The organism is Cytobacillus firmus, from assembly GCF_023657595.1.
Lineage (GTDB): Bacteria > Bacillota > Bacilli > Bacillales > Cytobacillaceae > Cytobacillus > Cytobacillus firmus_B.
The window spans coordinates 4,237,245-4,263,380 of sequence record NZ_CP098323.1 but is presented as its reverse complement, the minus strand read 5'-3'; the positions used below and the strand labels follow the sequence as shown (position 1 = coordinate 4,263,380).

At 41.7% G+C, this 26,136-nt stretch carries 26 protein-coding genes and 1 riboswitch; of the genes, 20 read left to right on the top strand and 6 right to left on the bottom strand.

Annotation, left to right across the window (positions count from 1 at the left end; translation table 11 throughout):
• The first annotated feature begins 168 nt into the window (after nucleotides 1–168).
• The 13 genes from sufC (at nucleotide 169) to NAF01_RS21485 (ending at nucleotide 15,757) form a co-directional block, all read left to right on the top strand.
• Nucleotides 169–954, top strand: coding sequence for a Fe-S cluster assembly ATPase SufC (gene sufC, locus NAF01_RS21545; protein ID WP_048008468.1), 786 nt, complete (start codon nucleotides 169–171; stop codon nucleotides 952–954).
• A gap of 17 nt (nucleotides 955–971) precedes the next feature.
• Nucleotides 972–2,282 carry a Fe-S cluster assembly protein SufD gene (gene sufD / locus NAF01_RS21540; RefSeq protein ID WP_048008469.1) on the top strand — a complete coding sequence of 437 codons (1,311 nt, stop codon included), beginning with the start codon at nucleotides 972–974 and terminating at the stop codon, nucleotides 2,280–2,282.
• Nucleotides 2,282–3,511 carry a cysteine desulfurase gene (locus NAF01_RS21535; protein ID WP_197205209.1) on the top strand — a complete coding sequence of 410 codons (1,230 nt, stop codon included), beginning with the start codon at nucleotides 2,282–2,284 and terminating at the stop codon, nucleotides 3,509–3,511. The genes sufD and NAF01_RS21535 overlap by 1 nt, the downstream gene beginning before the upstream one ends.
• Nucleotides 3,501–3,950: a Fe-S cluster assembly sulfur transfer protein SufU gene (gene sufU, locus NAF01_RS21530; protein ID WP_035329358.1), complete on the top strand. Its 450-nt coding sequence runs from the start codon at nucleotides 3,501–3,503 to the stop codon at nucleotides 3,948–3,950. Before NAF01_RS21535 ends, sufU begins: the two co-directional genes overlap by 11 nt.
• A gap of 106 nt (nucleotides 3,951–4,056) precedes the next feature.
• Complete coding sequence (gene sufB / locus NAF01_RS21525; protein WP_048008472.1) at nucleotides 4,057–5,454, top strand: Fe-S cluster assembly protein SufB; 1,398 nt, start codon at nucleotides 4,057–4,059, stop codon at nucleotides 5,452–5,454.
• A 424-nt stretch (nucleotides 5,455–5,878) separates the two neighbouring features.
• Nucleotides 5,879–7,444, top strand: coding sequence for a spore germination protein (locus NAF01_RS21520; RefSeq protein ID WP_250801098.1), 1,566 nt, complete (start codon nucleotides 5,879–5,881; stop codon nucleotides 7,442–7,444).
• Nucleotides 7,445–7,456: 12 nt separating this feature from the next.
• Nucleotides 7,457–8,554, top strand: coding sequence for a GerAB/ArcD/ProY family transporter (locus tag NAF01_RS21515; RefSeq protein WP_250801097.1), 1,098 nt, complete (start codon nucleotides 7,457–7,459; stop codon nucleotides 8,552–8,554).
• Entirely contained in the window at nucleotides 8,541–9,719 is a 1,179-nt protein-coding gene (locus NAF01_RS21510) for a Ger(x)C family spore germination protein (RefSeq protein WP_226618473.1), read from the top strand. The genes NAF01_RS21515 and NAF01_RS21510 overlap by 14 nt, the downstream gene beginning before the upstream one ends.
• A gap of 369 nt (nucleotides 9,720–10,088) precedes the next feature.
• Nucleotides 10,089–10,934: a DUF72 domain-containing protein gene (locus NAF01_RS21505; RefSeq protein ID WP_250801096.1), complete on the top strand. Its 846-nt coding sequence runs from the start codon at nucleotides 10,089–10,091 to the stop codon at nucleotides 10,932–10,934.
• Between the two features lie 116 nt (nucleotides 10,935–11,050).
• A complete protein-coding gene (locus NAF01_RS21500; RefSeq protein WP_035329361.1) occupies nucleotides 11,051–11,353 on the top strand; it encodes a YunC family protein in 303 nt (100 codons plus the stop codon).
• A 222-nt stretch (nucleotides 11,354–11,575) separates the two neighbouring features.
• Complete coding sequence (locus tag NAF01_RS21495) at nucleotides 11,576–12,670, top strand: HD-GYP domain-containing protein (RefSeq protein ID WP_048008477.1); 1,095 nt, start codon at nucleotides 11,576–11,578, stop codon at nucleotides 12,668–12,670.
• Between the two features lie 330 nt (nucleotides 12,671–13,000).
• Nucleotides 13,001–13,747 (top strand): sporulation protein YunB, encoded by a 747-nt coding sequence (gene yunB, locus NAF01_RS21490; protein ID WP_048011994.1) that lies wholly within the window; start codon nucleotides 13,001–13,003, stop codon nucleotides 13,745–13,747.
• A gap of 65 nt (nucleotides 13,748–13,812) precedes the next feature.
• Nucleotides 13,813–14,020: riboswitch (Lysine riboswitch) on the top strand.
• Between the two features lie 159 nt (nucleotides 14,021–14,179).
• Nucleotides 14,180–15,757, top strand: a complete 1,578-nt coding sequence (locus NAF01_RS21485) for a Na+/H+ antiporter NhaC family protein (RefSeq protein WP_197218624.1) — start codon at nucleotides 14,180–14,182, stop codon at nucleotides 15,755–15,757.
• A 94-nt stretch (nucleotides 15,758–15,851) separates the two neighbouring features.
• Here NAF01_RS21485 and NAF01_RS21480 read toward each other — a convergent pair whose 3' ends face one another.
• Nucleotides 15,852–16,718, bottom strand: a complete 867-nt coding sequence (locus NAF01_RS21480) for a YsnF/AvaK domain-containing protein (protein ID WP_250801095.1) — start codon at nucleotides 16,716–16,718, stop codon at nucleotides 15,852–15,854.
• 470 nt (nucleotides 16,719–17,188) lie between these two features.
• On the opposite strand from NAF01_RS21480, the gene NAF01_RS21475 reads away from it, so the two are divergent.
• The gene (locus NAF01_RS21475; protein ID WP_197246757.1) at nucleotides 17,189–18,706 is read left to right on the top strand and encodes a sodium-dependent transporter; all 1,518 of its coding nucleotides are present in this window, start codon (nucleotides 17,189–17,191) and stop codon (nucleotides 18,704–18,706) included.
• Nucleotides 18,706–18,813, top strand: coding sequence for a methionine/alanine import family NSS transporter small subunit (locus NAF01_RS21470; RefSeq protein ID WP_156185225.1), 108 nt, complete (start codon nucleotides 18,706–18,708; stop codon nucleotides 18,811–18,813). Before NAF01_RS21475 ends, NAF01_RS21470 begins: the two co-directional genes overlap by 1 nt.
• A gap of 38 nt (nucleotides 18,814–18,851) precedes the next feature.
• Here NAF01_RS21470 and NAF01_RS21465 read toward each other — a convergent pair whose 3' ends face one another.
• The gene (locus NAF01_RS21465; RefSeq protein WP_222499117.1) at nucleotides 18,852–19,844 is read right to left on the bottom strand and encodes a M23 family metallopeptidase; all 993 of its coding nucleotides are present in this window, start codon (nucleotides 19,842–19,844) and stop codon (nucleotides 18,852–18,854) included.
• Nucleotides 19,845–20,160: 316 nt separating this feature from the next.
• Here NAF01_RS21465 and lipA point away from each other — a divergent pair, with 316 nt between their 5' ends.
• Entirely contained in the window at nucleotides 20,161–21,078 is a 918-nt protein-coding gene (lipA, locus tag NAF01_RS21460; RefSeq protein WP_048011989.1) for a lipoyl synthase, read from the top strand.
• Between the two features lie 71 nt (nucleotides 21,079–21,149).
• On the opposite strand, the gene NAF01_RS21455 is transcribed toward lipA, so the two are convergent.
• Nucleotides 21,150–21,836 carry a YhcN/YlaJ family sporulation lipoprotein gene (locus NAF01_RS21455; RefSeq protein WP_226618468.1) on the bottom strand — a complete coding sequence of 229 codons (687 nt, stop codon included), beginning with the start codon at nucleotides 21,834–21,836 and terminating at the stop codon, nucleotides 21,150–21,152.
• Nucleotides 21,837–22,004: 168 nt separating this feature from the next.
• Here NAF01_RS21455 and NAF01_RS21450 point away from each other — a divergent pair, with 168 nt between their 5' ends.
• A complete protein-coding gene (locus NAF01_RS21450; protein ID WP_048011987.1) occupies nucleotides 22,005–22,280 on the top strand; it encodes a YutD family protein in 276 nt (91 codons plus the stop codon).
• A 43-nt stretch (nucleotides 22,281–22,323) separates the two neighbouring features.
• Here NAF01_RS21450 and NAF01_RS21445 read toward each other — a convergent pair whose 3' ends face one another.
• A complete protein-coding gene (locus tag NAF01_RS21445; RefSeq protein WP_035331961.1) occupies nucleotides 22,324–22,611 on the bottom strand; it encodes a hypothetical protein in 288 nt (95 codons plus the stop codon).
• Between the two features lie 102 nt (nucleotides 22,612–22,713).
• Nucleotides 22,714–22,980: a DUF3055 domain-containing protein gene (locus NAF01_RS21440; RefSeq protein WP_035331963.1), complete on the bottom strand. Its 267-nt coding sequence runs from the start codon at nucleotides 22,978–22,980 to the stop codon at nucleotides 22,714–22,716.
• 227 nt (nucleotides 22,981–23,207) lie between these two features.
• Here NAF01_RS21440 and hepT point away from each other — a divergent pair, with 227 nt between their 5' ends.
• The 3 genes from hepT to NAF01_RS21425 all read left to right on the top strand — a co-directional run bounded on the left by hepT (nucleotide 23,208) and on the right by NAF01_RS21425 (nucleotide 25,293).
• Entirely contained in the window at nucleotides 23,208–23,648 is a 441-nt protein-coding gene (gene hepT, locus NAF01_RS21435) for a type VII toxin-antitoxin system HepT family RNase toxin (RefSeq protein WP_226618467.1), read from the top strand.
• Nucleotides 23,649–23,690: 42 nt separating this feature from the next.
• Nucleotides 23,691–24,344, top strand: a complete 654-nt coding sequence (locus tag NAF01_RS21430) for a helix-turn-helix transcriptional regulator (RefSeq protein WP_250801094.1) — start codon at nucleotides 23,691–23,693, stop codon at nucleotides 24,342–24,344.
• 181 nt (nucleotides 24,345–24,525) lie between these two features.
• Nucleotides 24,526–25,293, top strand: coding sequence for a TIGR01457 family HAD-type hydrolase (locus tag NAF01_RS21425; RefSeq protein ID WP_250801093.1), 768 nt, complete (start codon nucleotides 24,526–24,528; stop codon nucleotides 25,291–25,293).
• A gap of 222 nt (nucleotides 25,294–25,515) precedes the next feature.
• Here the strand turns inward: NAF01_RS21425 and NAF01_RS21420 are convergent, their stop codons facing one another.
• The gene (locus NAF01_RS21420; RefSeq protein ID WP_048011984.1) at nucleotides 25,516–26,019 is read right to left on the bottom strand and encodes a phosphatidylglycerophosphatase A family protein; all 504 of its coding nucleotides are present in this window, start codon (nucleotides 26,017–26,019) and stop codon (nucleotides 25,516–25,518) included.
• Nucleotides 26,020–26,136 lie beyond the last annotated feature (117 nt).

The following is a 26,136-nucleotide window of genomic DNA, read 5'->3' as shown; positions in this document are numbered from 1 at the left end:
ATATTTACAGGCTTTCTAAACTTTTTCGTTTGAAAAGTTTGTTAATGGTCTCAAAGAGTTGCTATGATATTTGATTTGTTATAAGATTGTAATGAGAATAAAATGAGAATAGAGATTTGCGGATGAAACCGATTTACAAATCTTCTTTTATTGACGGAGGTATATATTATGGCAGGATCAGTACTTACAATTAAAGACCTTCATGTTTCTATTGAGGGAAAAGAAATACTAAAGGGTGTAAACCTTGAGATTAAAGGCGGAGAAATTCACGCAATTATGGGGCCGAACGGTACAGGTAAATCTACTTTATCTTCTGCTATCATGGGCCATCCAAAATATGAAGTAACACAGGGAAGCATCACTTTAGATGGTAAAGATGTTCTTGAAATGGAAGTTGACGAGCGCGCACGTGCCGGCCTGTTCCTTGCAATGCAATATCCAAGTGAAATCAGCGGCGTAACAAATGCCGATTTTTTACGTTCTGCAATTAACAGCCGCCTTGAAGAAGGAAATGAAATTTCTCTTATGAAATTCATCCGCAAAATGGACAGCAAGATGGAATTCCTTGAAATGGATCTTGACATGGCTCAGCGTTATCTTAATGAAGGTTTCTCAGGCGGAGAAAAGAAGCGCAATGAAATTCTTCAATTAATGATGCTTGAACCTAAAATGGCTATCCTGGATGAAATCGATTCCGGTTTGGATATCGATGCATTGAAAGTTGTTTCAAAAGGAATCAATGAAATGCGCGGAGAAGAGTTTGGATGCTTAATTATCACACACTACCAGCGCCTTCTTAACTACATCACACCTGACCATGTTCACGTGATGATGCAGGGCCGCGTTGTAAAATCAGGCGGACCGGAGCTTGCACAGCGCTTAGAAGCTGAAGGATATGACTGGATTAAGAAAGAATTGGGCATTGAAGACGAAACAGTTGGGCAAGAAGCGTAAGCGTTAGGGGGATCACTATGACAACGGAAATAAAACTACCATTTGATAAGGAATATGTTAGTTCCTTTTCAAAAGATATGGGCGAGCCGGCATGGCTGACAGAACTCCGTCTAAATGCGCTTGCAGACGCGGAAAGCCTGCCAATGCCAAAGCCTGATAAAACCAAAATAGCTAAATGGAACTTCACACAGTTCGAAAAGCACATTGTCGGAAGCGAAGACTTTGCGTCTCTAAACGACCTTCCTGAGGATGTAAGAAACCTGATTGATACAGAAGCTGGCGATCAGAATTTATATATTCAGCGCAATAATAGACCAACTCATTTGTCTGTATCTAAAGAACTTCAGGAAAAAGGTGTTATTTTCACAGACATCTTTACAGCGGCAAGAGAACACAGCGAGCTTCTTCAGAAATATTTTATGAAGGATGGCGTCAAAACGGACGAACACCGTTTAACTTCTCTGCACGCGGCTCTTTTAAACGGCGGAGCGTTCTTGTACGTTCCGAAAAATGTGGAAATTTCAGCGCCAATTCAGGCTGTATATATCCATGATGATAAAGAGGCAAACCTATTCAACCATGTATTGGTTGTAGCTGATGATAACAGCTCAGTTACTTACGTGGAAAACTATGTTTCTGTAGTTGAGGAAGCGAACGGCATCTTCAATATTGTTACAGAGGTCATTGCCAATGCAAATGCACGAGTACAGTATGGTGCAGTTGACACACTTGCTAAGGGAACAACAGCTTATGTGAACCGCCGCGGGGTTGCAGGCCGTGATGCCCGCATTGAATGGGCTCTTGGACTTATGAACGATGGCAATACAGTTTCAGAGAATACAACTAACCTTGTTGGAGACGGTTCTTTCGGGGATACTAAAACAGTTGTTGTAGGACGCGGAGAACAGACTCAAAACTTTACAACGAAAGTAGTTCATTTCGGAAAGAATTCCGAAGGCTACATTTTAAAGCATGGGGTTATGAAAGACTCTGCTTCATCCATCTTTAATGGAATCGGTAAAATCGAGCATGGGGCTTCCAAGTCAAATGCCGAGCAGGAGTCACGCGTACTGATGCTAAGCGAAAAAGCGCGTGGGGATGCCAACCCGATTTTATTAATCGATGAAGATGATGTAACAGCAGGACACGCAGCTTCAGTTGGCCGTGTGGATCCATTGCAGCTTTATTATCTAATGAGCCGCGGTATCTCCCAAAAAGAGGCTGAACGTCTTGTTATTCACGGCTTCTTGGCGCCTGTTGTTAATGCTCTTCCGATTGAAGGCGTTAAAAAGCAGCTGACTGCCGTCATTGAAAGGAAAGTAAAATAATGAATGCCCGTGAGATTCGGCAAATGTTTCCCATCCTGGATCAGGAAGTCAATGGAAAGCCTCTTGTTTATCTGGACAGTGCCGCTACTTCCCAAAAGCCTGTTCCGGTAATTGAGGCGATTGATAAATACTACCGGGAATATAATTCGAATGTTCATAGAGGCGTCCATACGCTAGGCACGAGAGCAACGGATGGCTATGAAGGTGCCAGGGAAAAGGTGCGTAAATTCATTAATGCCAAATCGACTGAGGAAGTTATTTTTACAAGAGGAACAACAACTTCCATCAATACAGTTGCAGCAAGCTACGGACGTGCTAACCTGTCTGAAGGCGATGAAATTGTGATCTCCTATATGGAGCACCACAGCAATATCATTCCGTGGCAGCAGGTAGCTAAGCAGACGGGTGCCACATTAAAGTACCTTCCCTTGCAGGAAGATGGTACCATCTCCCTAGAGGATGTCAGGACAACCGTAACAGCTGATACGAAAATCGTATCTATTATGCAGGTGTCGAATGTGCTTGGTGTTATGAACCCGATTAAGGAAATTGCAAAAATTGCCCATGAGAACGGCGCAATTATGGTTGTGGATGGTGCGCAAAGTGCTCCGCATATGAAAATTGATGTTCAGGATCTGGATTGTGATTTTCTTGCTTTTTCCGGTCATAAGATGTGCGGCCCTACCGGCATTGGTGTTCTTTACGGAAAGAAAAAGCACCTGGAAAAAATGGAGCCGGTTGAATTTGGCGGTGAAATGATCGACTTTGTCGGCCTCTATGAATCAACATGGAAGGAGCTTCCGTGGAAATTCGAAGGAGGCACGCCAATTATTGCAGGTGCCATTGGATTAGGTGCTGCAATTGATTTCCTTGAACAGATTGGCCTGGACGAAATTGAGGCGTACGAGCACAAGCTGGCCGCTTATGCTATGGAAAAAATGTCTGCTATAGACGGAATGACCATTTATGGGCCAAAAGAAGCCTCAAAAAGGGCCGGCCTGGTTACGTTTAATATAGACGATGTTCATCCACATGATGTGGCAACTGTATTGGATGCAGAAGGAATTGCAGTCCGCGCCGGCCACCATTGTGCACAGCCGCTGATGAAGTGGCTCAAGGTCTCGGCAACTGCACGTGCCAGCTTCTATCTGTACAATACGGAAGAAGATATTGATAAGCTTGTTTCAGGGCTTGTCAAAACAAAGGAGTATTTCAGCGATGTCTTCTAAAAATTTAGATACCCTTTACCGCCAGGTTATAATGGATCATTATAAAAACCCTCGTAACAAAGGGGTACTTGAAGATGACAGCCTGACGATCAATATGAATAACCCTACTTGCGGGGACCGGATTCAATTGACGCTGAAGCTTGAGGACGGCAAAGTGGCTGATGCGAAATTTGAAGGCGAAGGATGTTCCATCTCCATGTCCTCAGCTTCCATGATGACCCAAGCCATCAAGGGTAAAAATATTGAAGAAGCCTTAAAGCTTTCCAAAGTTTTCTCGGACATGATGCTGGGAAAAGAATATGATGAAGATGATCTGGATCTTGGTGATATCGAAGCTCTTCAGGGAGTTTCCCAATTTCCTGCCCGAATCAAGTGCGCCACTTTGGCATGGAAAGCAATGGAAAAAGGCGTTGGCACGGAGAAAGAAGAACAGGAATAAATTAATCAAACGTTTGATTAAAAACTTTTTCGTCTGCCTTGTGTGCTAAAAAACTATGAATTGATAGGGTGTGAACCCTTTCCTATATGAATGGAGGAATACGACGATGGCAAAAAAGATGCCTGAGATCGGCGATTACAAGTATGGTTTTGCCGATAAAGACGTTTCCATTTTCCGATCAAAACGCGGTTTGACAAAAGAAATTGTTGAAGAGATTTCAAAATTGAAGGAAGAGCCACAATGGATGCTTGACTTCCGTTTAAAATCATTGGACCATTTCTACAACATGCCTATGCCGCAATGGGGCGGAGATTTAGCGTCATTAAACTTTGATGAAATTACGTATTATGTAAAGCCTTCTGAAAAAACTGAACGCTCTTGGGATGAGGTTCCTGAAGAAATCAAACAAACGTTTGATAAATTGGGTATTCCGGAAGCGGAGCAGAAGTATCTTGCTGGTGTTTCTGCACAGTATGAATCAGAGGTTGTTTACCATAACATGCAGGAAGACCTTGAAGCGAAAGGAATTGTGTTCAAAGATACCGATTCCGCTCTTCGCGAAAATGAAGATATTTTCCGTGAGCACTGGGCAAAGGTTATCCCTCCAACAGACAACAAGTTCGCTGCATTAAACTCAGCGGTTTGGTCTGGCGGATCGTTCATTTATGTTCCTAAAGGGGTTAAAGTTGATACGCCGCTGCAGGCATATTTCCGAATTAACTCTGAGAACATGGGGCAGTTTGAGCGTACCCTAATTATTGTTGATGAAGGCGCACATGTCCACTATGTAGAGGGCTGTACAGCACCTGTTTATACAACAAACTCACTTCACAGTGCTGTTGTTGAAATCATCATCAAAAAAGACGCATACTGCCGTTATACAACCATCCAAAACTGGGCAAACAATGTATACAACCTGGTTACGAAGCGTGCGGTTTGTGAATCAAACGCAACAATGGAATGGATTGACGGAAACATCGGTTCAAAACTGACAATGAAATATCCGGCAGTTATTCTTAAAGGAGAAGGCGCACGCGGCATGACCCTTTCCATTGCATTAGCAGGCAAAGGGCAGCATCAGGATGCAGGTGCGAAAATGATCCACCTTGCACCAAACACGTCTTCAACGATCGTATCGAAATCGATTTCCAAGCAGGGCGGTAAAGTAACATACCGCGGAATCGTTCACTTCGGCCGCAAAGCGGAAGGTGCACGCGCCAATATCGAGTGTGATACGTTAATTATGGATAACCAGTCAACTTCAGATACGATTCCATACAATGAAATCCTGAACGACAACATTTCTCTTGAGCATGAAGCGAAGGTTTCAAAAGTATCTGAAGAACAGCTATTCTACCTTATGAGCCGCGGAGTTTCAGAGGAAGAAGCAACAGAAATGATCGTAATGGGCTTCATCGAGCCATTTACGAAAGAACTTCCAATGGAATACGCAGTAGAAATGAACCGCCTGATCAAGTTCGAAATGGAAGGTTCTATTGGTTAATAATAAATTTTTAAAAAATGATTGAACGGCTATGCCGTTCAATCATTTTTTTGTTTAAGAGACTCTACTAAGGCAGTTAGTCAACCTGTATCTTTCCACTCCAAGTCCTGCCGATTTCTTTATGTCTTCATTTAGGATTTCCATCTTTTATAAAATGAATGATAACTAAAGTGTTAGGTGAAAATAAATAGCAGGTGATGAGTTTATGGAGAATATCATATCTTTCCTTCCAAAATGGGAACATTTATTAGGTGCATGTTTAGCTTTTATAATTCCCTATTCTATTTCCAAAGTTTCAAAATGGTTACGATCAATAAAATCCAGTTAAAGATTTAGCATCCTCTTAATCAAAATTTCTACACCTAAAGTGTAACTTAAAACTTACCAGTCTCGAAAAAATATTTTATGTAAGCAGGTGAGGGAGATGAATCAATGGGCTTGGCTGCAAAAAAAGAAAAAACAAACGAAAAATGCTCATCAACAAGTAAAGATACATGGGACAGATGTATTCTTTTCATCTAGTTTGGATTCTAACCTCGAGCAAATACAAAATATTTTAGGAAATAACCCTGATATCGCGATTCGCAGATTTAATATTGACTTATATAACGTTAAAGCAGCTGTCGTTTTTATTAAAGGGCTTGCCGATAAAGAGCAAATTCATGAACAAATATTAAAGTCAATCATGTTAGAACTTCAAATGCGAGAATGCTATGTAAAACAAGACAGGGCCACCGGCTCGCACATCAAAGAAATCATTAAAGACCATGTTGTAACGCTAACCGATGTCGAAGAAAACAACAAGATAGAAGACTGTGTGATAGGGGTTTTGAATGGAGATACGGCATTACTAATTGATAACGTCGATACATCCCTTATACTTGGAACAAAAAAATGGCCATCAAGACAAATTGAAGAACCAATTACAGAAGCTTCTGTAAGGGGGGCAAGAGAAGGGTTTGTCGAAAATATCTTTGTGAATATGTCTTTAATTCGAAAGCGAATTAGAGATCCCCATTTAGTTTTAGACAAATATACAATCGGACGCAGAAGTCAAACACCGGTTATCATGGCATATATAAAAGATATTACAAATGACAGCATCATCCAAGAAGCTAAAAAACGATTAGAAAAAATTGATATTGACCAAATACTTGAATCGGGGATTATTGAGCAGTTCATTGAAGATGATTTTTTATCACCGTTTCCACAACTCATAACAACTGAAAGGCCGGATAAAGTAGCAAGTGGATTATTAGAAGGACGTGTAGCCATCTTAGTTGATGGGACGCCTTTTGTATTGCTGCTGCCAGTCACGATTACCTCTATTATTCAGGGGCCGGAAGATTATTATGAACGATGGTTTGTTGGCACCCTCATTCGCTTCATGCGGTTTGGAGCAGCGTTTGTCTCTTTATTTGCTCCTTCATTATATGTAGCACTTATTTCGTATCATCCAGGGTTAATTCCAACTGATTTAGTAATTTCGATTGCAGGAAGCAGGGAAGGAGTGCCATTTCCAAGCATTGTAGAAGCATTATTGATGGAAATCACAATTGAAATACTGCGGGAAGCAGGTGTAAGGCTTCCTAAACCAATTGGACAAACAGTTGGAATTGTAGGAGGGCTTGTTATTGGGGAGGCGGCTGTTACAGCGGGCTTAGTCAGCCCAATGATGGTCATTGTTGTGGCAGTTACGGCAATTTCTTCCTTTTCTTTACCGCAGTATGGGGCGGCAATAGCTATTCGAATCTTACGCTTTGGAATGATGCTTTCAGCTGCTGTATTAGGGTTATTTGGAATTATTATGTTTGCGATGGCCATTACGATTCACCTTGTCAAGCTTAAAAGTTTTGGTGTTGAATATACCTCTCCATTTGTTCCGTATCAATTTAAAGATTGGAAGGATGCAATACTTCGATTACCATATAGTGTTCTTAAAGAGAGACCTGAAATGTTAAAACCCAAAGACTCCACTCGGATTAAATAAAGGAAGATCATAGTGAATGGTTCAAACGAAAAAATTACACCTACACAGGCTACAGTCGCTTTAGTAATGACAATCATTGGTGTGGGGATTGTAACATTACCCCGCGTAAGTGCAGAGGAAGTTCAAACGCCTGATATTTGGATCAGTATGCTTTTTAGTGGCGGAATCACATTTGTTGCTGCTTTTTTTATAACCAAGTTATGCCTTCGATTTAAAGGAATGACGATTTATCAATTTAGTCCTATATTGGTTGGCAAATGGGCAGGTCTTGTTTTTAATCTATTTATTATGATGTATTTTATATTAGTTAGTGGATATCAGGCACGATCAATGGCTGAAGTGCTTCGCGCTTATTTGCTGGATAAAACTCCGATAGAAGCAGTGATTATCGTTTATATCGCAGTAGGCGTGTATATCGTGATCAGCGGCATATATCCTATTGTAAAATTGCTTCAAATTTACTTTCCGGTTGTTTTGGTATTTATTTTTTTTATGCTGGGTCTTAGTGTGACAAATGTTGATCTAAATAACCTTCGCCCTGTCTTAGGTGAAGGATTTAAGCCAGTTGTCAACGGGATTAAGCCAACAACTTTATCTCTTGCTGGAATTGAAAGTTTTCTTATTTTAATCGCATATATGCAACGTCCACAACAAGCTATGAAAGCTGCAGCCGTGGGAATATTTATCCCGTTATTTTTGTATATCCTGATCGTAATAGCTGTTATTGGCTCATTAACAGTAGATGAGGTTAGGCAGTTAACATGGCCGACGATCGAACTGGTCAAATCAATTGAAATGAAATTCCTCCTTTTAGAAAGGTTTGAAAGCTTTTTTATCATTCTTTGGGTGATTACAACGTTTACATCCTTTATAATGAATTTTTATTTTGCTAGTTTAGGTTTGAGTCAAGTTTTTAAGAAAGCGTACAAACCTTTTGTGTATGGTCTTATACCATTCATTTATCTATGTGCGATGTATCCGGAAGATATAAATGGAGTTTTTAAATTAGCTGACTATATTGGCAACATGGCCATCATAATTACAGGAATTATCCCCATCCTTTTTTTAATAATTGCCTTCATAAGGAGGAAACGAAATGCGAAGAATTAAAAAAAGCATCTTGATATGCTGCTGCATCTCGATTCTTTTTATGGGAGGGTGTTGGGATCGCGTTGATATTGAAGATATAGGTCTGGCCTGTGGTGTCGGAGTGGATTATCAAGAATCTTCAGCAAAACACATAACTCCTGAATTTACAATTCAAACTGTAGTACCTAAAGTATTGGCTGGAGAGAATGGAGGCGGCGGCAGTCAAGCAGAGCCATTCCAAAACTTAACAATCGATGAGTCCTCTTTATTTGAAGCGGGCCGTGAAGCTTCCACGGCTACAAGTCGCAGTCCGAATTATTCCCATTTAAAAGTATTGGTCATTAGTAAGGAAGCAGCACAATCCATTAATTTGCTCCAATTATTGAATTTTTTCTTTCGCGACCATGAAATAAGACGGACAGTTCATGTATTGATCTCAGAGGAGAGAGCAAGCGAAATATTAAGCATAAAAGGAACAAAGGATCCAGTACCTGCTTTAAAGCTATTGTCTATAACTGAAAATATGAAAACGAAAACAGCAAAAATGCCCCCAAAATTATCCTTAGGCGATTTCTCGGAAAAAATGTCGGCCAGTTCAAGTTTTTTGGTTCAGAAAGTACAAAAATTTAAAGGTGGAGTTCAAATCATTGGGGCAGCAGTTATCAAAGGGAATACACAGAAAATGATTGGGGAGCTTAATGAAGATGAAACCTTTGGCATTAATTGTATTACAGGTGAAGCAAAAGCAGGTGCCGTAACAGGAGTCGATAAAGAAACGGACAAAATCATTACATATGAAATTGATCAGCTAAAAAGTTCAATTAGGCCTAAGGTTAATGGAGAGGACATTTCGTATACAGTAAACATTAATACTGAAGGCCGATTATCTGAAGATTGGATTCCAAACAGTGATGCTTTTAATGAGAAGTTTATTCGAGATGCAGAAAAAACAATTGAAAAAGAATTTATGCGATTAATGGAAGCTGGATTAACCAAGACCCAAAAAGAATTAAAAGTAGATGTCGCTGGATTTGGAGAGAGTTTACGAATCAATCAACCGAAAGTGTGGAAAAAAGTAAAGGGAAATTGGGAGGAACGGTTTCCTGAAGCTTCAATTAATATTAACGTGAAGGTTAACATTAAACAATTCCAGACTCAAGGCAGAAAAATGAATAAATCGAAATAATAAAAGTGCAAAAGGAGCAAAACCTTCAACTAGCTTATACTCGCCCCTTTAATTTATATAAGTAGCAACTTCCCAATATAGGGTAAAATCAGAGGAGTAACAAAATAAGAATACTTCACAGCCATAGGACGCTTTCTTAGAGTTAAGGAGGAAGCGTCTTGTTTTATATATGGCAAGAACTTGGAGTTCAATAAGATCAATGCTTAGCAATCAATTGTTTATTATTTTAAAGGAAGTTTAAAAAATCCTATGGTAAACTGGATTAAAAATCTTGGAAATTGAAACTTTTAATAAATTATAATCATATAGAGTTTCAGTACAAAATTTTCCGTTAAAAGAAAAGTAGAGTAAAAAAACGGAGGTGTTTCAATGATTATCATCGGCGTAACAGGCTGGGGCGACCATGATAGCCTATATACGGGCAATGTTTCACCTAGAGATAAGCTAAAAGAATATGCGGGCCATTTCCCTACTGTGGAGGTGGACTCTGCTTTTTATGCGGTGCAGCCAAAGCGTAACTCTTCCAAATGGGTAAAGGACACGCCTGAATCTTTTCAATTCATAGTAAAAGCCTACCAGGGCATGACAGGTCATCAGAGAGGTGAAATCCCTTTTGAAAGCAAAGAAGAAATGTTTGAAGCGTTTAAAGATTCATTGGAGCCTTATATCGAATCCGGCAAACTGGCTATGGTACTGTTTCAATTTCCGCCATGGTTTGACTGCAAAAAAGCCAATGTCGATTTCCTCCGCTGGTGCAAGGAGCAGATGGGGGATATCCCATGTGCCCTGGAGTTCAGGCATCAATCATGGTTTCGTCCGGAGTTCAGGGAAAGCACATTAAGCTTTATGAAAGAGGAAGACTGGATTCACAGCATCTGTGACGAGCCGCAAGCCGGTGAAGGTTCAGTTCCGACAGTTCTGGAAACAACCAGTACTGACAAGGTGCTCGTTCGTTTTCATGGACGCAATTTTCACGGCTGGCAGAAAAAGAATGCGGACAACTGGCGGGAGGTCCGCTATCTTTACCGCTATAACGAAAAAGAACTGACAGAATGGGCAAAACATCTGAAATTGCTCGAGAAAAAATGTAAAAATGTATTCGTCGTTTTCAACAACAACTCTGGCGGTGACGCGGCAGACAACGCTAAACAAATGATCGAAATGCTGGATATCGAATATCAGCAGCTTGCTCCAAGACAGCTTGATTTATTCTAAAGCGGGTGACAGGCACCTACACCACTTCAGCCAACTGGTATAGGTGCCTGTCACTTTCACCCTTTTCCTTGTCCGCACATATTGTGTAAGGGAAAAGGAAAGGAGTGGGTGCAGGTATGATTGATTTGAAGCCGATTGATATAGATGGCCACACTTTTTTGAGTGTTTCAGTGCAGCTGCCGAAGACCAATCTGCTGGTGGTAACGAATGATAAAGGGTATATCATGTGCGGAGCTCTGGATGTAGCTTTGCTGAATGAGAAGCTTAAGGACCGAAAAGTAATTGCCGGCAGGGCTGTCGGTGTAAAAACGATAGATCAGCTGTTAAATGCCCCGCTTGAATCTGTCACTTATGAGGCGGAGGAACTGGGTATTGTTAAAGGAACCATTGGAAAAGAAGCACTTCTAAAAATGATTTAAAGGCATGCCTGAATAGGGCTGTCTTTTTTTAATGCATGAGCGCTCTGCACATAAATTACTCTATCCGAACGTAAAAACAGGTTATCTTCATATAAATCTTTCTATCCGGAAATATATCATAAACTTACTCTCATGCCGGAAATTTTGTCGTATAATGTAAATAAAACCAAATAATTCCCGAAATATAAGGTAGCACCGAAAAAAGGATAATGGGAGATATATATGAGATTAGCAGCAACCAATACAATTGAGACTGGCAGTGTTTTGGCCAAAGCTATATATAATGACAAGGGTCAGGTCCTTTTGCAAGAAGGTGTGGAGCTGGCTGATAAATTAATACATAAACTGCAGGAAATGGGTATTACCTATGTGTATATTAAGGATTTGCGCACTGAGGATATCCAATATAAGGACCCTCTGACTCCCAAAATGCGCAAACAGGCTATCGAAACCATTGAAACCGTTCTGAAGGAAGTACAAGCAAATAAAGAGTTATCAGGCTCTCTGGTAATTGAGAATGCCTCCAAGCGGCTCTCAGGGCTGATACGTCAGCTACTCATTGAAATAAGGGGAAATAAAGAGCTTCTTACGATCCTATCAGATGTTTATACATATGATCACTATATCTTCACACACTCCCTGAATGTAACTCTGTATTCACTGGCAATCGGGATGAAGCTTCAGCTCCTGCCAAAGGAACTTGAAATCCTGGGGCTGGGTGCTATTCTTCATGATGTCGGAAAGATGAAGGTGCCTGCAGATATTCTTATGAAACCGGGTAAATTGACAGAGGACGAATTTGAATCAATAAAGAAGCATCCGGAAGATGGATTTAATATATTAAGAAAGGTAGAGACGATCCCTCTCCTCGTTGCGCATTGCGCCTTTCAGCATCATGAGAGATTAAATGGTTCAGGCTATCCGCGCGGCCTGCAGGGGAAGGAGATTCATGAATTCGGCAAGATAATTGCGATTGCCGATGTGTTTGACGCAGTAACATCCAACCGCATTTACAGACAGGCTATGCTCCCGCATGAAGGCCTGGAAGTTCTGTATGCAGGGGCCGGAAAATTATTTGATAAGAAAGTCATTGAAGTTTTCCGGCAGGCGGTTGCCGTGTATCCAGTTGGTGTTACAGTCGAGCTGAATGACGGAAGAAAAGGTGTTGTCTGCCGGCAGAATCCGGGTCTCAGCGACAGGCCTGTCATCCGCATACTTGAAGAAAAGGGCAGGAATGTGGAGCCCTATGAAGCGGATTTAGGGCTTGAATTGAATTCTGTTATTACAGGCTGTGATACGACTTTAGTACAACAATAAAGTGAAACTTTCTTCAGTGGGGCTTTTCTTATCCCCCACTGATTGATAGTTGAGGCCCACATGACAAGGAAGGCTTCGTCAGCATGAGCATCGCACGACCAAATGCGTCAGCTTTTGGGAGGAAGTGGGTCACAAAGACGTTGCCACAGGACAAGGAAAGCTACGGCAGCGATACATCGCACGACCGAAAGCGGCAGCTTTTGGGAGGATGTGGCGTTCTTAGTCTTTGTCCTTCTTACTGTCCGTTAGACTGCGATAAACTATTTTAAATTTTTGAGCCTAGTTCCCTCCTTTACAGCATACATATAGCTTGTAAAGGGGGGATTTGTTTTGGCAAAATTTCGCGGCCGGCTGCCCCGGAAAGGTCCTCTTCCATTTCGCTATGTATTTCTTCTGACCTTTGTATTTTTTGTTATTTCAACAGCTGCCGGCCTCTGGATTATCAATGAAGGGCTTAAGCCAACACTCATGAGCTATGCCGATTCACAGACAAGGAAAATTGCATCATTGGTGATAAACAATGCGATTAATAAAAAAATTACCAATGTGATGGATTTAGAAGATATGTTTGAAGCAAGCGAGAGCGGTGTTGTCAGCATAAACGTGGAAAAGCTGAACAGAGTCAAAGCGGAAGTAACCGAACTGGTTCAGGATAATATTAAGAAAGCGGAAAAGGGCGATTTGGATGCGTTGGAGTCCTTTACAGATGTGGAAATCAATACGGAGGAAATGCAGCACTCAAATGGAATTGTCTATTACGTGCCGCTTGGCCAGGCAACCAATAATGCCCTCCTTGGTAACTTGGGTCCCCGTATACCGGTGAAGTTTAATGCAGTCGGTTCCGTTACCTCCAATTTCATAACTGAGACAAAGGATCACGGTATAAATAATGTGGAAGTGAAGGTGCTGGTCCGCCTGGACGTACAGGTTCAAATTATCATTCCTTTTGCCACCAAAATTATCACAGTACAGGAGGATGTGCTGGCGGCTTATGGCATTTACCCGGGAAAGGTCCCGCAATTTTACAATGGCGGAGGGGGCACCTCGCCATCAATAGAAATACCGGCCGGCCAATAACTCTTGCTAATAGGTTAGTATTTTGATAAAATTCTACTATAATTTCATAAAAACCTTATCATATCCGATGGGGTAGAGGTGCAGGATTCAAAAGTACGCTGTGTGAGGATGACAACGACGACCGCAGCCGAAAGGGAATGTTGCCGAAGCAGAATTAGTGAGTCAAAACTAATCATGCTGGGGTTACTTCGAATAGGAGTAACACTGTCATTATGAGGGGAAAGTATGAATATACTTTGTCAAAGCCCATCATAATGGGGAGCTACAGATCGTGATGGAGAAACTAATTACTTCAAAAGAGTAATGATAGATTTTTCTCTATCGTTACTCTTTTTTTATTTTGGTTTTCGTCATCATCCTTGTTGTTTCCCCTGATTGCAAAACGGACATGCCGCATGGCGGTGATCCAAAAAAACAAGAGGAGGACAAGAAATGACTAACACGATTTTCTCCCTGCTGCCGCCTTTGGTAGCAATCGCTATGGTTATCCTGACCAGGCGCGTATTGCTGTCACTGGGAGTGGGGATCGTTACAGCCGCGCTATTGCTGGCTGAATTCAGCATCACAGAAACTTTCAGCATCATTTGGGATGCTGTAAAAGGAATTTTTGTTTCAGACGGAGAGCTGAACACCTGGAATGTATATATTATTCTATTCTTGCTTGTATTAGGAGTTATTACTGCGTTTATATCTATCTCAGGCGGAAGCCGCGCTTTTGGAGAATGGGCGATGAAGCGGGTCAAGACCCGTGCAGGCGCACAGATTGTCGGAGCTGTTTTAGGTATTATCATTTTCATTGACGACTATTTCAATGCTCTGGCAGTCGGTCAGATTTCGCGTCCGATTACAGACCGCCAGCGCGTATCCCGTGCAAAGCTGGCGTACCTGATTGATTCGACTTCAGCACCTGTTTGTGTGGTTTCACCGGTTTCGAGCTGGGGAGCATATATTATTGCGCTGATCGGAACAATCCTTGCTGCACATAATGTTACCGAGTATTCAGCTTTCTCGGCATTTATTCAAATGATTCCCATGAACCTTTATGTATGGGCTACTCTTGCTATTGTATTTATCGTGGCGATAAGAGGCATAGAGATTGGGCCAATGAAAGTGCATGAGAAGCGGGCGGTTGAAGAGGGGCTAGTAATGGATCCTGAGAAGCCGGCACCTGGTGAACTGAAGGACGACCTTCCAACAAGTTCTAAAGGATCTGTTGGTGATCTTGTCTGGCCGATTATAGCTCTTGTTATTGGTACAGTGGGCTCAATGTTTTGGACGGGTTCACAGGCGGTTGAAGGAAATGCGACCGTTTTACAAATATTTGAGAACACGGATGTCTCTAAATCCCTAATCCTTGGTGGCCTGGTGGGTCTATTGGTTTCGCTTGGTTTATTCTTCCGTCAGGCGTTCTCCTTGAAAGGCGTTAATCCAAATGTTTTTGGAAAAGGGGTATGGGAAGGCATTAAATCCATGCTTCCAGCTGTTTATATCCTGCTGTTTGCCTGGGCGATTGTTGATTTAATCGGCCGTTTGGAAACTGGAAAGTATTTAGCCGGTCTGGTGGAAAGCTCAAATATGAGCACATCATGGCTTCCGTTTTTACTTTTCGCCATAGCGGGAATTATGGCTTTCAGTACTGGAACCTCATGGGGATCTTTCGGAATCCTGCTTCCGATTGCTGGAGACATTGCTGCTGCAACAGATATGAATCTGCTATTGCCGGCTATGTCAGCTGTCCTGGCGGGTGCAGTATTCGGTGACCATTGTTCACCGATTTCCGATACAACGATCCTTTCCTCAACAGGGGCAGGCTGTAACCATATAGACCATGTGATGACTCAGCTTCCATATGCCTTGATTTCAGCAGGAATCGCTGCTGTTGGATATCTGGTCATCGGATTTACTGGCAGCACTGTTATCGCATTACTTACAGTAGCTGTTCTTGTAGCGGCATTTGCTTTCCTTGGCCGCGGTAAAAAAGAAGCCTGGCAGGAAAATAGGGCAAGTTAAACACTATAGAAAAAGGCTTTCTCTTTGAGAGAAGGCCTTTTTTTGGTGTTGTCCAACATAAATGAAAAGGTTCCCCCTGAGGGAACCCTTTTATTTATAGGTTATTATTTTTTCTATTTAAGTCTTCATCATCTGTAATGTGTTCACGGCCGCCCTCAAAATGCACTTCTTCTTTCTTGAGATTTTCCTTGACCTGCTGTGTTTCCTCAACTTCCCGTTTGCCTACGACAATTTCTTCGGTGACAACGGGCTTTTTGGAGACTTCCACACGCTCTTCTGTAATAGGAATCCTGATTGTTTCATCGTCCGATATTGGTGAGACGCCGGCGCCATCCGGATCATCCACTTTTCTTCTTTCTACATATACTTCTTCATGCTCGACAGGTATATTTATTGTTTTTTGTTCTTCTACAACGTCCTTCTGGATTTCAACTTCTCCGGCTTGTACACGTTCTTTCGACACATCGAGCTGTTCTTCCCGCAGTTTTAATGATTGCTCATCATCTGCAGTTGAATTTCTTAGTTCATCATATCCGCCTGTGTAAGTGCTGTCCTCTCTGATTTCTGCAGTCCCTGCACCGGAAAAGCCTTTTGGAGTATCCATACTTTCACTGTATAAAATGATTTTCCCCTCGTTCACATACGTTTCATACTTGCGGGCTTCATCCTCTGACATGCCCAGTTCTCTGAACTTTTCACCTGCAGAGTTGCTGCTCATGCGGTCATCATCAAACCAGGATGCCAGACTGTTTAAGAAACCTGCACTTTCACTGCTGTCTCTATTCTTAGTCTCGAAGGTTTCTGTATGAACACCCGTTTTATCTTCAAGAGATGTATCCAGATGTTCAGTCTGTGCAATGATCGAAAGCTCCTGAACAGGGTATCCGTCATTTTGCAGTTCTTGAATGGCATTTACTGCTTCCCTTTGTGAATTATAAACTCCGATAATATTGGTATCCATTTGTAAAAACCTCCTCAGTATTTCATTTATGCTTATGCTATATTTGGAAACTTTTAAGCACATTGGTTATATTCCCGGGGCCACGAAGAACAAACGAGGTTAATTTTAACATTCACAAAATATAATTTTGAATTATCTGAATAAAAAACGAAAGTTTTTAAGTTTTAGGAATAAATTTTACAAAGGAGGTGAGGACAGGGATAACGTGGTCAGTTTTGGTAGGATAACTCCTGACCGGGTGGAATCCAAATGGAAATTAAAATAGGAGTATATTAATTTTTATTGACGCTTTACTGTGGTATTGTACTAAAACTAATTATTTCGAAAAATATTACTATTAGGAAAATAATGTTTTGACAGAATAACAAAAACTAGCTATACTAGGCTTAGTCAGTTTTAATTATCTGAAAATATAAAAAGTTCCCATTGTTCTTTTTAATTGGGAGAATTTACAGGGGGTAGGATTTACTATGGATAATCGTCCGCAGTGGGGATCCAGAGCTGGGTTTATTATGGCAGCCGTGGGTTCAGCAATTGGTCTAGGAAACATTTGGCGTTTCCCGGCAGTTGCTTATGAAAATGGAGGGGGAGCATTCTTTTTTCCATATTTGTTTGCCTTGCTGACAGCAGGTATTCCGCTTTTGATCATGGAATTTACAATTGGCCATAAGTATCGCGGATCAGCGCCATTGTCTTATGCAAGATTAAGTAAAAAATACGAATGGCTGGGCTGGTGGCAGGTCGCCATTTCATTTGTGATTTCAACATATTATGCAGTTATCATCGCATGGGCAATGTCATTTGCAGGCTTCTCGTTTAACCTTAAATGGGGTGACGATCCAAATGGATTCCTCTTTGGAGAATATTTAAAGCTTGCAGAAACGCCTGGAGATGTAGGCGGAATTGTACCAGGAGTATTTATACCATTAGTTATTGTTTGGGTTGTGACGCTTGGAATCCTGTTTAAAGGGATCAAAAAAGGTATCGAAATCGCGAACAAAATTTTTATTCCTGTCCTTGTAGTTTTATTCTTAATTATTGTTGTTCGCGCATTGACACTCGACGGAGCTATTGCTGGTTTGGATGCATTCTTTAAGCCAAACTGGGAAATGATAGCGGATCCTAAAGTCTGGGTAGCGGCCTACGGCCAGATTTTCTTTAGCTTATCAATTGGATTTGCCATCATGGTAACCTATTCAAGCTACCTTCCAAAGAAAACGGATTTGACAAACAGCGCCTTCATTACCGGCTTTGCAAACTCCGGTTTTGAACTTCTTGCTGGTATCGGTGTTTTTGCGGCACTTGGATTTATGGCTGCACAGCAGGGTGTAGGCATTAATGAGGTAGTATCATCAGGTGTGGGATTGGCATTCGTTGTATTCCCGCAGATCATTAACGAATTCCCTGCTTTAAATGGCTTATTCGGTTCTTTCTTCTTCATCTGTTTAACACTGGCTGGCTTAACGTCGTTAATCTCAATTGTTGAAACATTTGTTGCCGGTGTACAGGATAAGTTTAATGTATCTCGTAATAAAGCTGTTCTTGTTGGCGGCGGTTTATCTGCTGTAATTTCCATACTTTTTGCGACTCAGGGCGGTTTATACTTCCTGGATGCGGCTGATTACTTTATCAACCAATTTGGTGTTGCGTTAGCAGGCCTGGTACAGGTTGTTATTGTTGGCTGGGTGCTAAAAGAGCTCAAGAATCTTCAAAATCATGCAGATGCTGTTTCTGATATAAGACTTGGTTCCTGGTGGAAGATATGCTTGACAGCTATTACACCAATCGTGCTTGGCTATATGATGGTTCAAAACATTATTACGAATATTAAAGAGAATTATGAAGGGTATCCTACCAGCTTTCTTCTCTTATCCGGATGGGGAGTAGCAATTGGAGCCATTATCTTAGGATTTGTGTTTATGGCTATTAAAAAGAATGATACACAGACTAAGCTTACAATACCAGCTGATAAGGAGGTATCTCAATAATGTCTATAAGTGCAATTACAATGATGGTGGTTGGGATGCTCATTATCTGGGGCGGCCTTGCAGCAAGTATCATGAATGCTGTGTCCAAAGCAAAAAAAGCTAAATAATAAATGAAGGACTGCCTGGCTAATGGGCAGTCCTTCATTTATTTTCTTCTGGCTTTAATCCGTTCCTGTCTTTCCCATAATCTTAAGTGTGGATATGGATCGTAGGACCATTCAGTATAGCCGTTGTCTTTGTAGATGCCATAATGAAGATGTGGCGGGAATTTGCCTGATGTACCCGGAGGCCCATATCCGGAGCTTCCTACTCCGCCTATCATCATGCCGGGTTCGACGATTTGGCCGACTCTGAGCTCCTTGGCAAACCCGCTTAAGTGGGCAAAATAATGGTAATTGTTATTAATGTCACGGATGCCAATTCTCCATCCTCCATATTTGTTCCAGCCCTTCATTTCCACTATTCCATAGGAGGTAGCCCGGACGGGTACCCCGTAATCAGCAAAAATATCGGTTCCCTCATGAATCCGTCTGCCGCCCCAGCCCCTTGCGTCACCCCAGGTATTTCTGTAGCTGTAATTGCTCCTCAAGGGGACGGGGAAGGCATGATCATCGAGATCAAGGCGGCCGAATTGTTTATAAATTTGGGCTTTGCCGATGACAATGCCAACAGCTTTATCCCGCTTATAATAATTCCACAATCCAATTTTTAAATTATCATGGTCTGTACCATAGGAGAGAAGGAAATTTGCAAAGGAATGAAGAACATCTTCATCACTTTTCAAGCTGGCTTTACCGTCCCCGTCCCCGTCAAATCCTATTCCATTGAAAAATTGAATGGATGCAGGGTTTTCATCAGCTGGATCCGGATTCAGAATTCCCGCCCATTCTTCAGGTTTAAAATAGATTCCTGTTATGCCTTCAGCCTTGGGAATGTCTCTTCTTGACTGCCGGACATTCCTTTCATATTGGTCAATCCCCGCAAGGTAATACCAGGGAATGTTCGTAACAGCTTCTACTCTTTTATATAAGGCCATTCTTTGTTTATATATATCAGCTGCATTTTCTTGCGCACTGACGGTGCATAAGGAAATCAGAAAAAACGATAAGGCCGCAGCAGCGGTAAATATAATACGCACGGAAATCCTCCCTTCTGTGATGGTCTGCTTATATAGTTTGTGATGAATGGATAATTTAATAAATATCAATTAATGGTAATACCAGAATCTTCGGCTTGTCCTCTTCAATTCATTATGATAAAGTGGCATCAGGTGAAGCCTAATCAGCTTAGTCGGAATTGTATGACTGGCTTTTTTAATGGGCAGAAAGTATAAATTCTGAAGTCAGAAAAATGGTCTAGCTCAAGCAGCGTAGCCCCCTCGATGTTTCGGGAGTGGCGGACAAGGGCGCTTGCGCTTTTCTTTACGTCTAGCTTCAGATTAAGGAGTGGGAAAAATGAGCAAGAAAGAAGAGTATTTGCGCAAGCCGGAATGGCTGAAAATAAAGTTGAACACAAATGAAAATTATACTGGCCTAAAAAAAATGATGAGGGAAAAGAATCTGCACACTGTATGTGAAGAAGCTAAATGCCCCAATATTCATGAATGCTGGGCAGTAAGAAGAACGGCTACGTTTATGATTCTTGGCGATGTTTGTACACGTGCCTGCCGTTTCTGTGCTGTCAAAACGGGCCTGCCTACTGAACTGGATCTTCAGGAGCCGGAACGCGTTGCTGATTCCGTGGCTCTTATGAACTTAAAGCATGCTGTTGTAACAGCTGTAGCAAGAGATGATCTAAAGGACGGAGGTGCAGCTGTTTTCGCAGAAACAGTTCGTGCCATCAGAAGAAAAAGTCCGTTTACTACCATTGAAGTATTGCCTTCCGACATGGGCGGTGTTTATGAAAACCTGAAAACACTTATGGATGCCCGTCCCGATATCCTTAATCACAATATCGAAACTGTTGAGCGCCTGACTCCAAGAGTAAGAGCACGTGCGAAATATAAGCGCTCTCTTGAATTTTTAAAGCGTGCAAAAGAAATGCAGCCGGATATCCCTACAAAATCCAGCCTGATGATCGGGCTTGGTGAAACGAAAGAGGAAATCATTGCAGTAATGGATGATTTGCGTGCTCATGATGTTGACATTATGACAATAGGGCAGTACCTGCAGCCATCCAAGAAACATATTAAAGTGCTGAAGTATTATTCACCTGAAGAATTCCAGGAGCTGAAGGACATTGCAATGAGCAAAGGATTCAGCCATTGTGAAGCAGGTCCTCTTGTCCGATCTTCCTACCATGCTGATGAGCAGGTAAATGCGGCAGCTAAACAAAAGCAGATTATGGGAGAAAAGGAAATTCAGCAAGCATAAATTAAAAAGAGTCCAGCGCCATCGCTGGACTCTCTTCTTTGAAAAGGTTTTCTGGGGAGGAAACTTTCCTGTTACCGGTTTCCTGCTTTTTTGACGGTTTCTCCAAGATCATCTTTATCCATATCATCGTTTCTTTCGCCTTGCATTTCACCGTTTTCATTTTCACTTTCACTCATTCTTTCTCCTTGAGGAGATTTAAGCATTTGTTTGATTAACTGGTTAATGCCATTTTCAGCATTACGTCCATCAGAGTCCACTGTTGCATAGTTCTCAACATTTTTCCTTAAAGAGGTATCATCACTTACATAGACATGATACCATCTTGGGACAACAGACATAGCCATCTTCTTGACCTGATCAGCTGTCTGATTTCGGTTTTTTGTGTCAGTATTATATACAATCAGGACTTCTTCATCTGTAACAAGAGTTGAAATATCGTCCACATTCGGAACTTCTGTGCAATATTTCCCGATAATATCTGCAACCTGTTCACGGTCAATGGCAGCATAGTGGTCTGCTGAAACGTTGTCTCCCATAATTGGGCTTTTTTGATGGCGTACATAGCCAAAGTCTTCACCCATATTGTTTCGGCCGTTTTGGCCGTTGCCCATATCCCTATTGTATAAATCAGCACGCTGGTCATTTACATTTACGGTATGACCGGTTTCTTCATAGATATCTTCTTTTGCGGCATTATTTTGGCAGGCAGTCAGTGCAGCCATGCCGCTAATGCCAAGAATGATTAGTGATTTCTTCACTATTAACACCTCCTCATTTATAGAGTTGCCACGTCTAAATTTTTTTCTCTTAGTAATTGATGGGGAATCAGTTATAATTTAAATAAAGACAAAATATTGGTTTGTTTTCATATCATGTTATTTTCAATATAATACTGTTACATATGCTCTTAAAATGAGGTGAAAAAATTGGTTAGCATTAACAATATCAGTTATGAATTGATCCAGGAAGAACGGGATGGTTTCAACGAGGAGGCATTCCGGGCCAGATATAGCGAAATTTTATCCAGATATGACTATATTGTCGGGGACTGGGGATATGGACAGCTTCGTCTCCGCGGTTTTTTCGATGATCAGAGCCAGAAGGCTTCATTTGATACAAAAATCAGCACACTTACAGAATACCTTTACGAGTTCTGTAATTTCGGCTGTGCCTATTTTGTTGTGAAAAAAGTTAAAAGCTAAAAAGGGCAGGGGAAACCCGGCCCTTTTTGCGCATGCGCCTTGCTTAAGTCTCTGTGTATGGCGGTTCTTCGTTTTTATCAGGATCGTCATGCGGAGGGTGCGCACCTGGCATTTGCCGCGGCAAGTTTTGGTGAAGGGACTTGAACTCATAGTTAAAGGCGCTGTAATAGCGCTGGCCCTCCCGCCATGGGGTGCTTTTATTCTCTACCGGTTCATCCGCATTTCTGGGAGCGCCATATGCCCCTTCAGGCAAGTCCTCGGGAATCAGGAAATTCCTTTGGGTTTCCACATTTGAGAAGTCGGTGTATGTGCGTCTTTCTTTATCGTCCATGCCATCACTCCTTAAGAAGTTATAGGAAGCAGGGTCTTTAAAGAAGAAAAAGGAGAACCCACCAAAATAGGTTCCCCTTTAGTATCTGTTTATTATCGTATATTAAACGATTTCCATCAGAAATGATTTAAGGTCCTCTGCATCTTCCTCAGAAAGCTGAAATACATGCTCAAGATAGCCTTCTTCCTTTAAGTCATCTTCTCCTATGATGGCAAAGCGGCTTCCCTGAATATCAAGGACCAATTGTTTGCCGTAATAGCGATCCGAACGAACGATAGCTAAATCGAATCGCTGGTTTTCCCCCATAAAGCTGACAAATCTGGTTTTTGTATCTTCAAGATCATCATATAAGAAAAAGCGTTCTGCCAAATATAACACTCCTTAGTTGTTTTATATACCGATTATAGCATGTCCTTATAAGGTTTATCCCCCCGGAACTGAAATAACTCAATGTGATCCCATTGAAGGTATTGAAAACTTTATATACAATATAAAGGTATAGAGAACTTTAGGATTTCGGGTGGCTGTGACGACACGGATGCAGCCGGATGCTCTAAACCAGGAGCCTGAAATCTTCATAGGAGGAACGAAGCGTTATGTATTTCGTAGACAGGGAAAAGATTGAAGACACACTTGGTTATCTGGAACAGCAAATCTCCCTTTTTGAAGAAGTGAAAGAGTGGACATCCCCTATTGAAAAGGCAGCCTTGGAGCGGATTGCCCAAATTATGATCGAAGCGATCCTTGATATTGGAAATACGATGATAGACGGTTTTATCATGAGGGATCCAGGCAGCTACGATGATATCGTGGATATTCTTGACGATGAAAAAGTAATCAGCAAAGAAATGAGCGAGAGCTTTAAACAATTCATTACATATCGTAAAATGCTCGTCCAAAACTACACAGATGTCAATCATAAGGAGCTAAAAGCAGCGATAAGCAGCCATATCCCTATGATTAAAGAGTTTCCTGACCGGGTCAGAGAGTATTTGATCAATGAACTCGGACCGGTTTCTGCATTTAAACCTCAATAAGGATCGGAGTAATCCGATCTTTTTCTCTAGGGCAGATTAGTCTTGATTAAAGAGAAGGGCGGTGAAGTTATGCATATTGGAGAAAACTCCACAAGAGATATGATTCTGAGGTTAATCAAAACAGCGGGAAAACGATCCATACTGGAAATGGCCCAGAAGTTAGGAATATCCGAAATGGCCGTCAGAAAGCATATTCAGGTTCTTGAAAAGGATGGATTTATTACATCTTCAATCCAGAGGCAAACAAAAGGGCGCCCTTCAAAGCTTTATCAGCTAACAGCAAAAGGAGAAGATCTGTTTCCGAAAAAATACAAGCAGCTAAGTGTTGAATTATTAACCGAATTAAAAAGCATGGGGCAGAGCCATTTAATTACTGAGTTGTTTTCCAGGAGAAAAAGCCGCCTCATACAGCAGTATGAGTTTCAGACAGCGGGGAAATCATTCTCCGAAAAGCTTCATATTCTGGAGGAACTCCTTCTGCTTGAAGGCTTTATGCCGGAAGTTCGGATAGAGGAAGGTCAGGTCCATCTCAAAGAATTCAATTGCCCATATATCGAAACAGCAGAAGAATTTAAACAAATCTGCAGATCTGAAAAGGAATTTATCAAAGATTTTCTTTCTGCTGATAAAGTTGATATCAAGTCCTGCATGGCTGCGGGTGATGGATGCTGTCATTATATAATAGAGCAAGATTAAGCGCGGGCTCCTGTTCATCAAGGAGTTTTTTTTTGTGGGATTGACTGTATCCCCTTAATCATGAAAAATTGCACAATTCACCTCGTTCCTTTAAGATATCCTTTATGGGCGAAAGCCAAGTTAAAAAGCAATAATTATAGGGATACTAATCAAAGCGCAGTTCATTATGGGAGGAATAATTTTGAAAAAATATAAAGGATACTTAATCGATTTAGATGGCACTATGTATCGCGGGACAGAACTGATTAGTGAGGCGGCCGACTTTGTCAAAAAGCTTCAGGAACTGGGTCTGCCTTATTTGTTTGTGACGAATAATTCGTCAAGAACACCAGGCCAGGTGGCGGATAAGCTTGTGAAGTTTGGCATTCCTGCTGAAGAGAGACAGGTATTTACAACGAGCATGGCCACTGCCAGCTACATATATGAACAGCAAAAAGATGCTTCTGTATATGTAATCGGAGAAGAAGGAATAAGGGAAGCGCTGTCTGAAAAAGGGCTAAGCTTTGCAGAGGAGCATGCAGACTTCGTTGTGGTAGGGATTGACCGCTCCATTAACTATGAAAAGCTGTCCATTGCCTGTCTTGCTGTCCGGAATGGGGCAACCTTCATTTCTACAAACGGAGACATTGCCATTCCGACAGAAAGAGGCCTTCTGCCGGGCAATGGCTCACTAACCACTGTCATCACTGTATCGACACAAACTCAGCCTGTTTTTATTGGCAAGCCGGAATCGATTATCATGGAGCAGGCTTTGAAGGTGCTGGGAACTGCCAAGGAAGAAACGCTGATGGTTGGAGATAACTATGATACAGATATCTTAGCAGGAATGAATGCCGGTATGGATACTCTGCTTGTCCATACGGGGGTAACAACGAAAGAATTATTGAAGGGCTATGAGAGGCAGCCGGACTTTGTACTCGATTCATTAGCGGATTGGGACTTCAAATAGGAAAAGGATGGAGAAAAGTCTCCATCCTTTTTTAAAAGATAAGAAAGTATAATTTTAACTTCGAAAAATGTTTAGCTCCAGCGCCTGCCCCGCTCGAGGTAAGGCCCCGGGACAAGGAAGGCTTTGTCAGCATAAACATCGCACGACCGAAAGCAACAGCTTTTGGGAGGACGTGGCGTTCTTAGTCTGCGTTCCTTCGTGGCCAAGGCGCTTGCGCTTTTCTTATTCCGCATTTTCAGCACTATGTGCAAGTCTGCTCGAAGCGGCTGCAGCGATAGCCCCTACAATATCATCAAGGAAGGTGTGGCATCTGCCTGAACTCTTATCGTTCAGATCCTTCAAAATGCCCGGCTTCAATTTATCGATATACCCGAAATTGGTAAATCCGATGGAACCATATACGTTTACTATGGATAAGGCCAGTACTTCATCTGCACCATATAATCCTTCATCTGTAGCGATAATCGATTGCAGCGGTTCCAGGAGTTTCTTTTCCTCGGCCAGCATATCCAGCTGAATTCCTGTCAAAATGGCGTTTTGCACTTCTCTTTTTGATAAAACACGCTCTACATTGTGAATGCAGTCCTTCATCTGCAAATCGGGGTGATATTTCTCCTGGAGGAAGAACACCAAATCAGCTATATCCTGTATTTCGACCCCTCTTTCATGTAGCCATTTACGTGCTGTCTGTTCTGTAAGATTAACTGCTTTTTTTTCTTCATTCATTGGCTTCACCTTTTCTGGTTTATAAGTGATTACGGTAACTTCATCAGGCCTTTAAAAGACCTGTGCTGTTTACTTTTAGATTCTTTTCACTATGTATATACCCTTTTTTTATCAAAT

Bases quoted from the DNA above. Each gene is read 5' to 3' on its own strand.
- sufD (WP_048008469.1), top strand. From the start codon at position 972: ATGACAACGGAAATAAAACTACCATTTGATAAGGAATATGTTAGTTCC.
- hepT (WP_226618467.1), top strand. From the start codon at position 23,208: ATGTATTTCGTAGACAGGGAAAAGATTGAAGACACACTTGGTTATCTG.
- sufC (WP_048008468.1), top strand. From the start codon at position 169: ATGGCAGGATCAGTACTTACAATTAAAGACCTTCATGTTTCTATTGAG.
- NAF01_RS21480 (WP_250801095.1), bottom strand. From the start codon at position 16,718: ATGGATACCAATATTATCGGAGTTTATAATTCACAAAGGGAAGCAGTA.
- NAF01_RS21485 (WP_197218624.1), top strand. From the start codon at position 14,180: ATGACTAACACGATTTTCTCCCTGCTGCCGCCTTTGGTAGCAATCGCT.
- sufU (WP_035329358.1), top strand. From the start codon at position 3,501: ATGTCTTCTAAAAATTTAGATACCCTTTACCGCCAGGTTATAATGGAT.
- NAF01_RS21445 (WP_035331961.1), bottom strand. From the start codon at position 22,611: ATGGACGATAAAGAAAGACGCACATACACCGACTTCTCAAATGTGGAA.
- NAF01_RS21500 (WP_035329361.1), top strand. From the start codon at position 11,051: ATGATTGATTTGAAGCCGATTGATATAGATGGCCACACTTTTTTGAGT.
- NAF01_RS21510 (WP_226618473.1), top strand. From the start codon at position 8,541: ATGCGAAGAATTAAAAAAAGCATCTTGATATGCTGCTGCATCTCGATT.
- NAF01_RS21420 (WP_048011984.1), bottom strand. From the start codon at position 26,019: ATGAATGAAGAAAAAAAAGCAGTTAATCTTACAGAACAGACAGCACGT.
- NAF01_RS21495 (WP_048008477.1), top strand. From the start codon at position 11,576: ATGAGATTAGCAGCAACCAATACAATTGAGACTGGCAGTGTTTTGGCC.
- NAF01_RS21535 (WP_197205209.1), top strand. From the start codon at position 2,282: ATGAATGCCCGTGAGATTCGGCAAATGTTTCCCATCCTGGATCAGGAA.
- NAF01_RS21505 (WP_250801096.1), top strand. From the start codon at position 10,089: ATGATTATCATCGGCGTAACAGGCTGGGGCGACCATGATAGCCTATAT.
- NAF01_RS21520 (WP_250801098.1), top strand. From the start codon at position 5,879: ATGAATCAATGGGCTTGGCTGCAAAAAAAGAAAAAACAAACGAAAAAT.
- NAF01_RS21470 (WP_156185225.1), top strand. From the start codon at position 18,706: ATGTCTATAAGTGCAATTACAATGATGGTGGTTGGGATGCTCATTATC.
- sufB (WP_048008472.1), top strand. From the start codon at position 4,057: ATGGCAAAAAAGATGCCTGAGATCGGCGATTACAAGTATGGTTTTGCC.
- NAF01_RS21475 (WP_197246757.1), top strand. From the start codon at position 17,189: ATGGATAATCGTCCGCAGTGGGGATCCAGAGCTGGGTTTATTATGGCA.
- lipA (WP_048011989.1), top strand. From the start codon at position 20,161: ATGAGCAAGAAAGAAGAGTATTTGCGCAAGCCGGAATGGCTGAAAATA.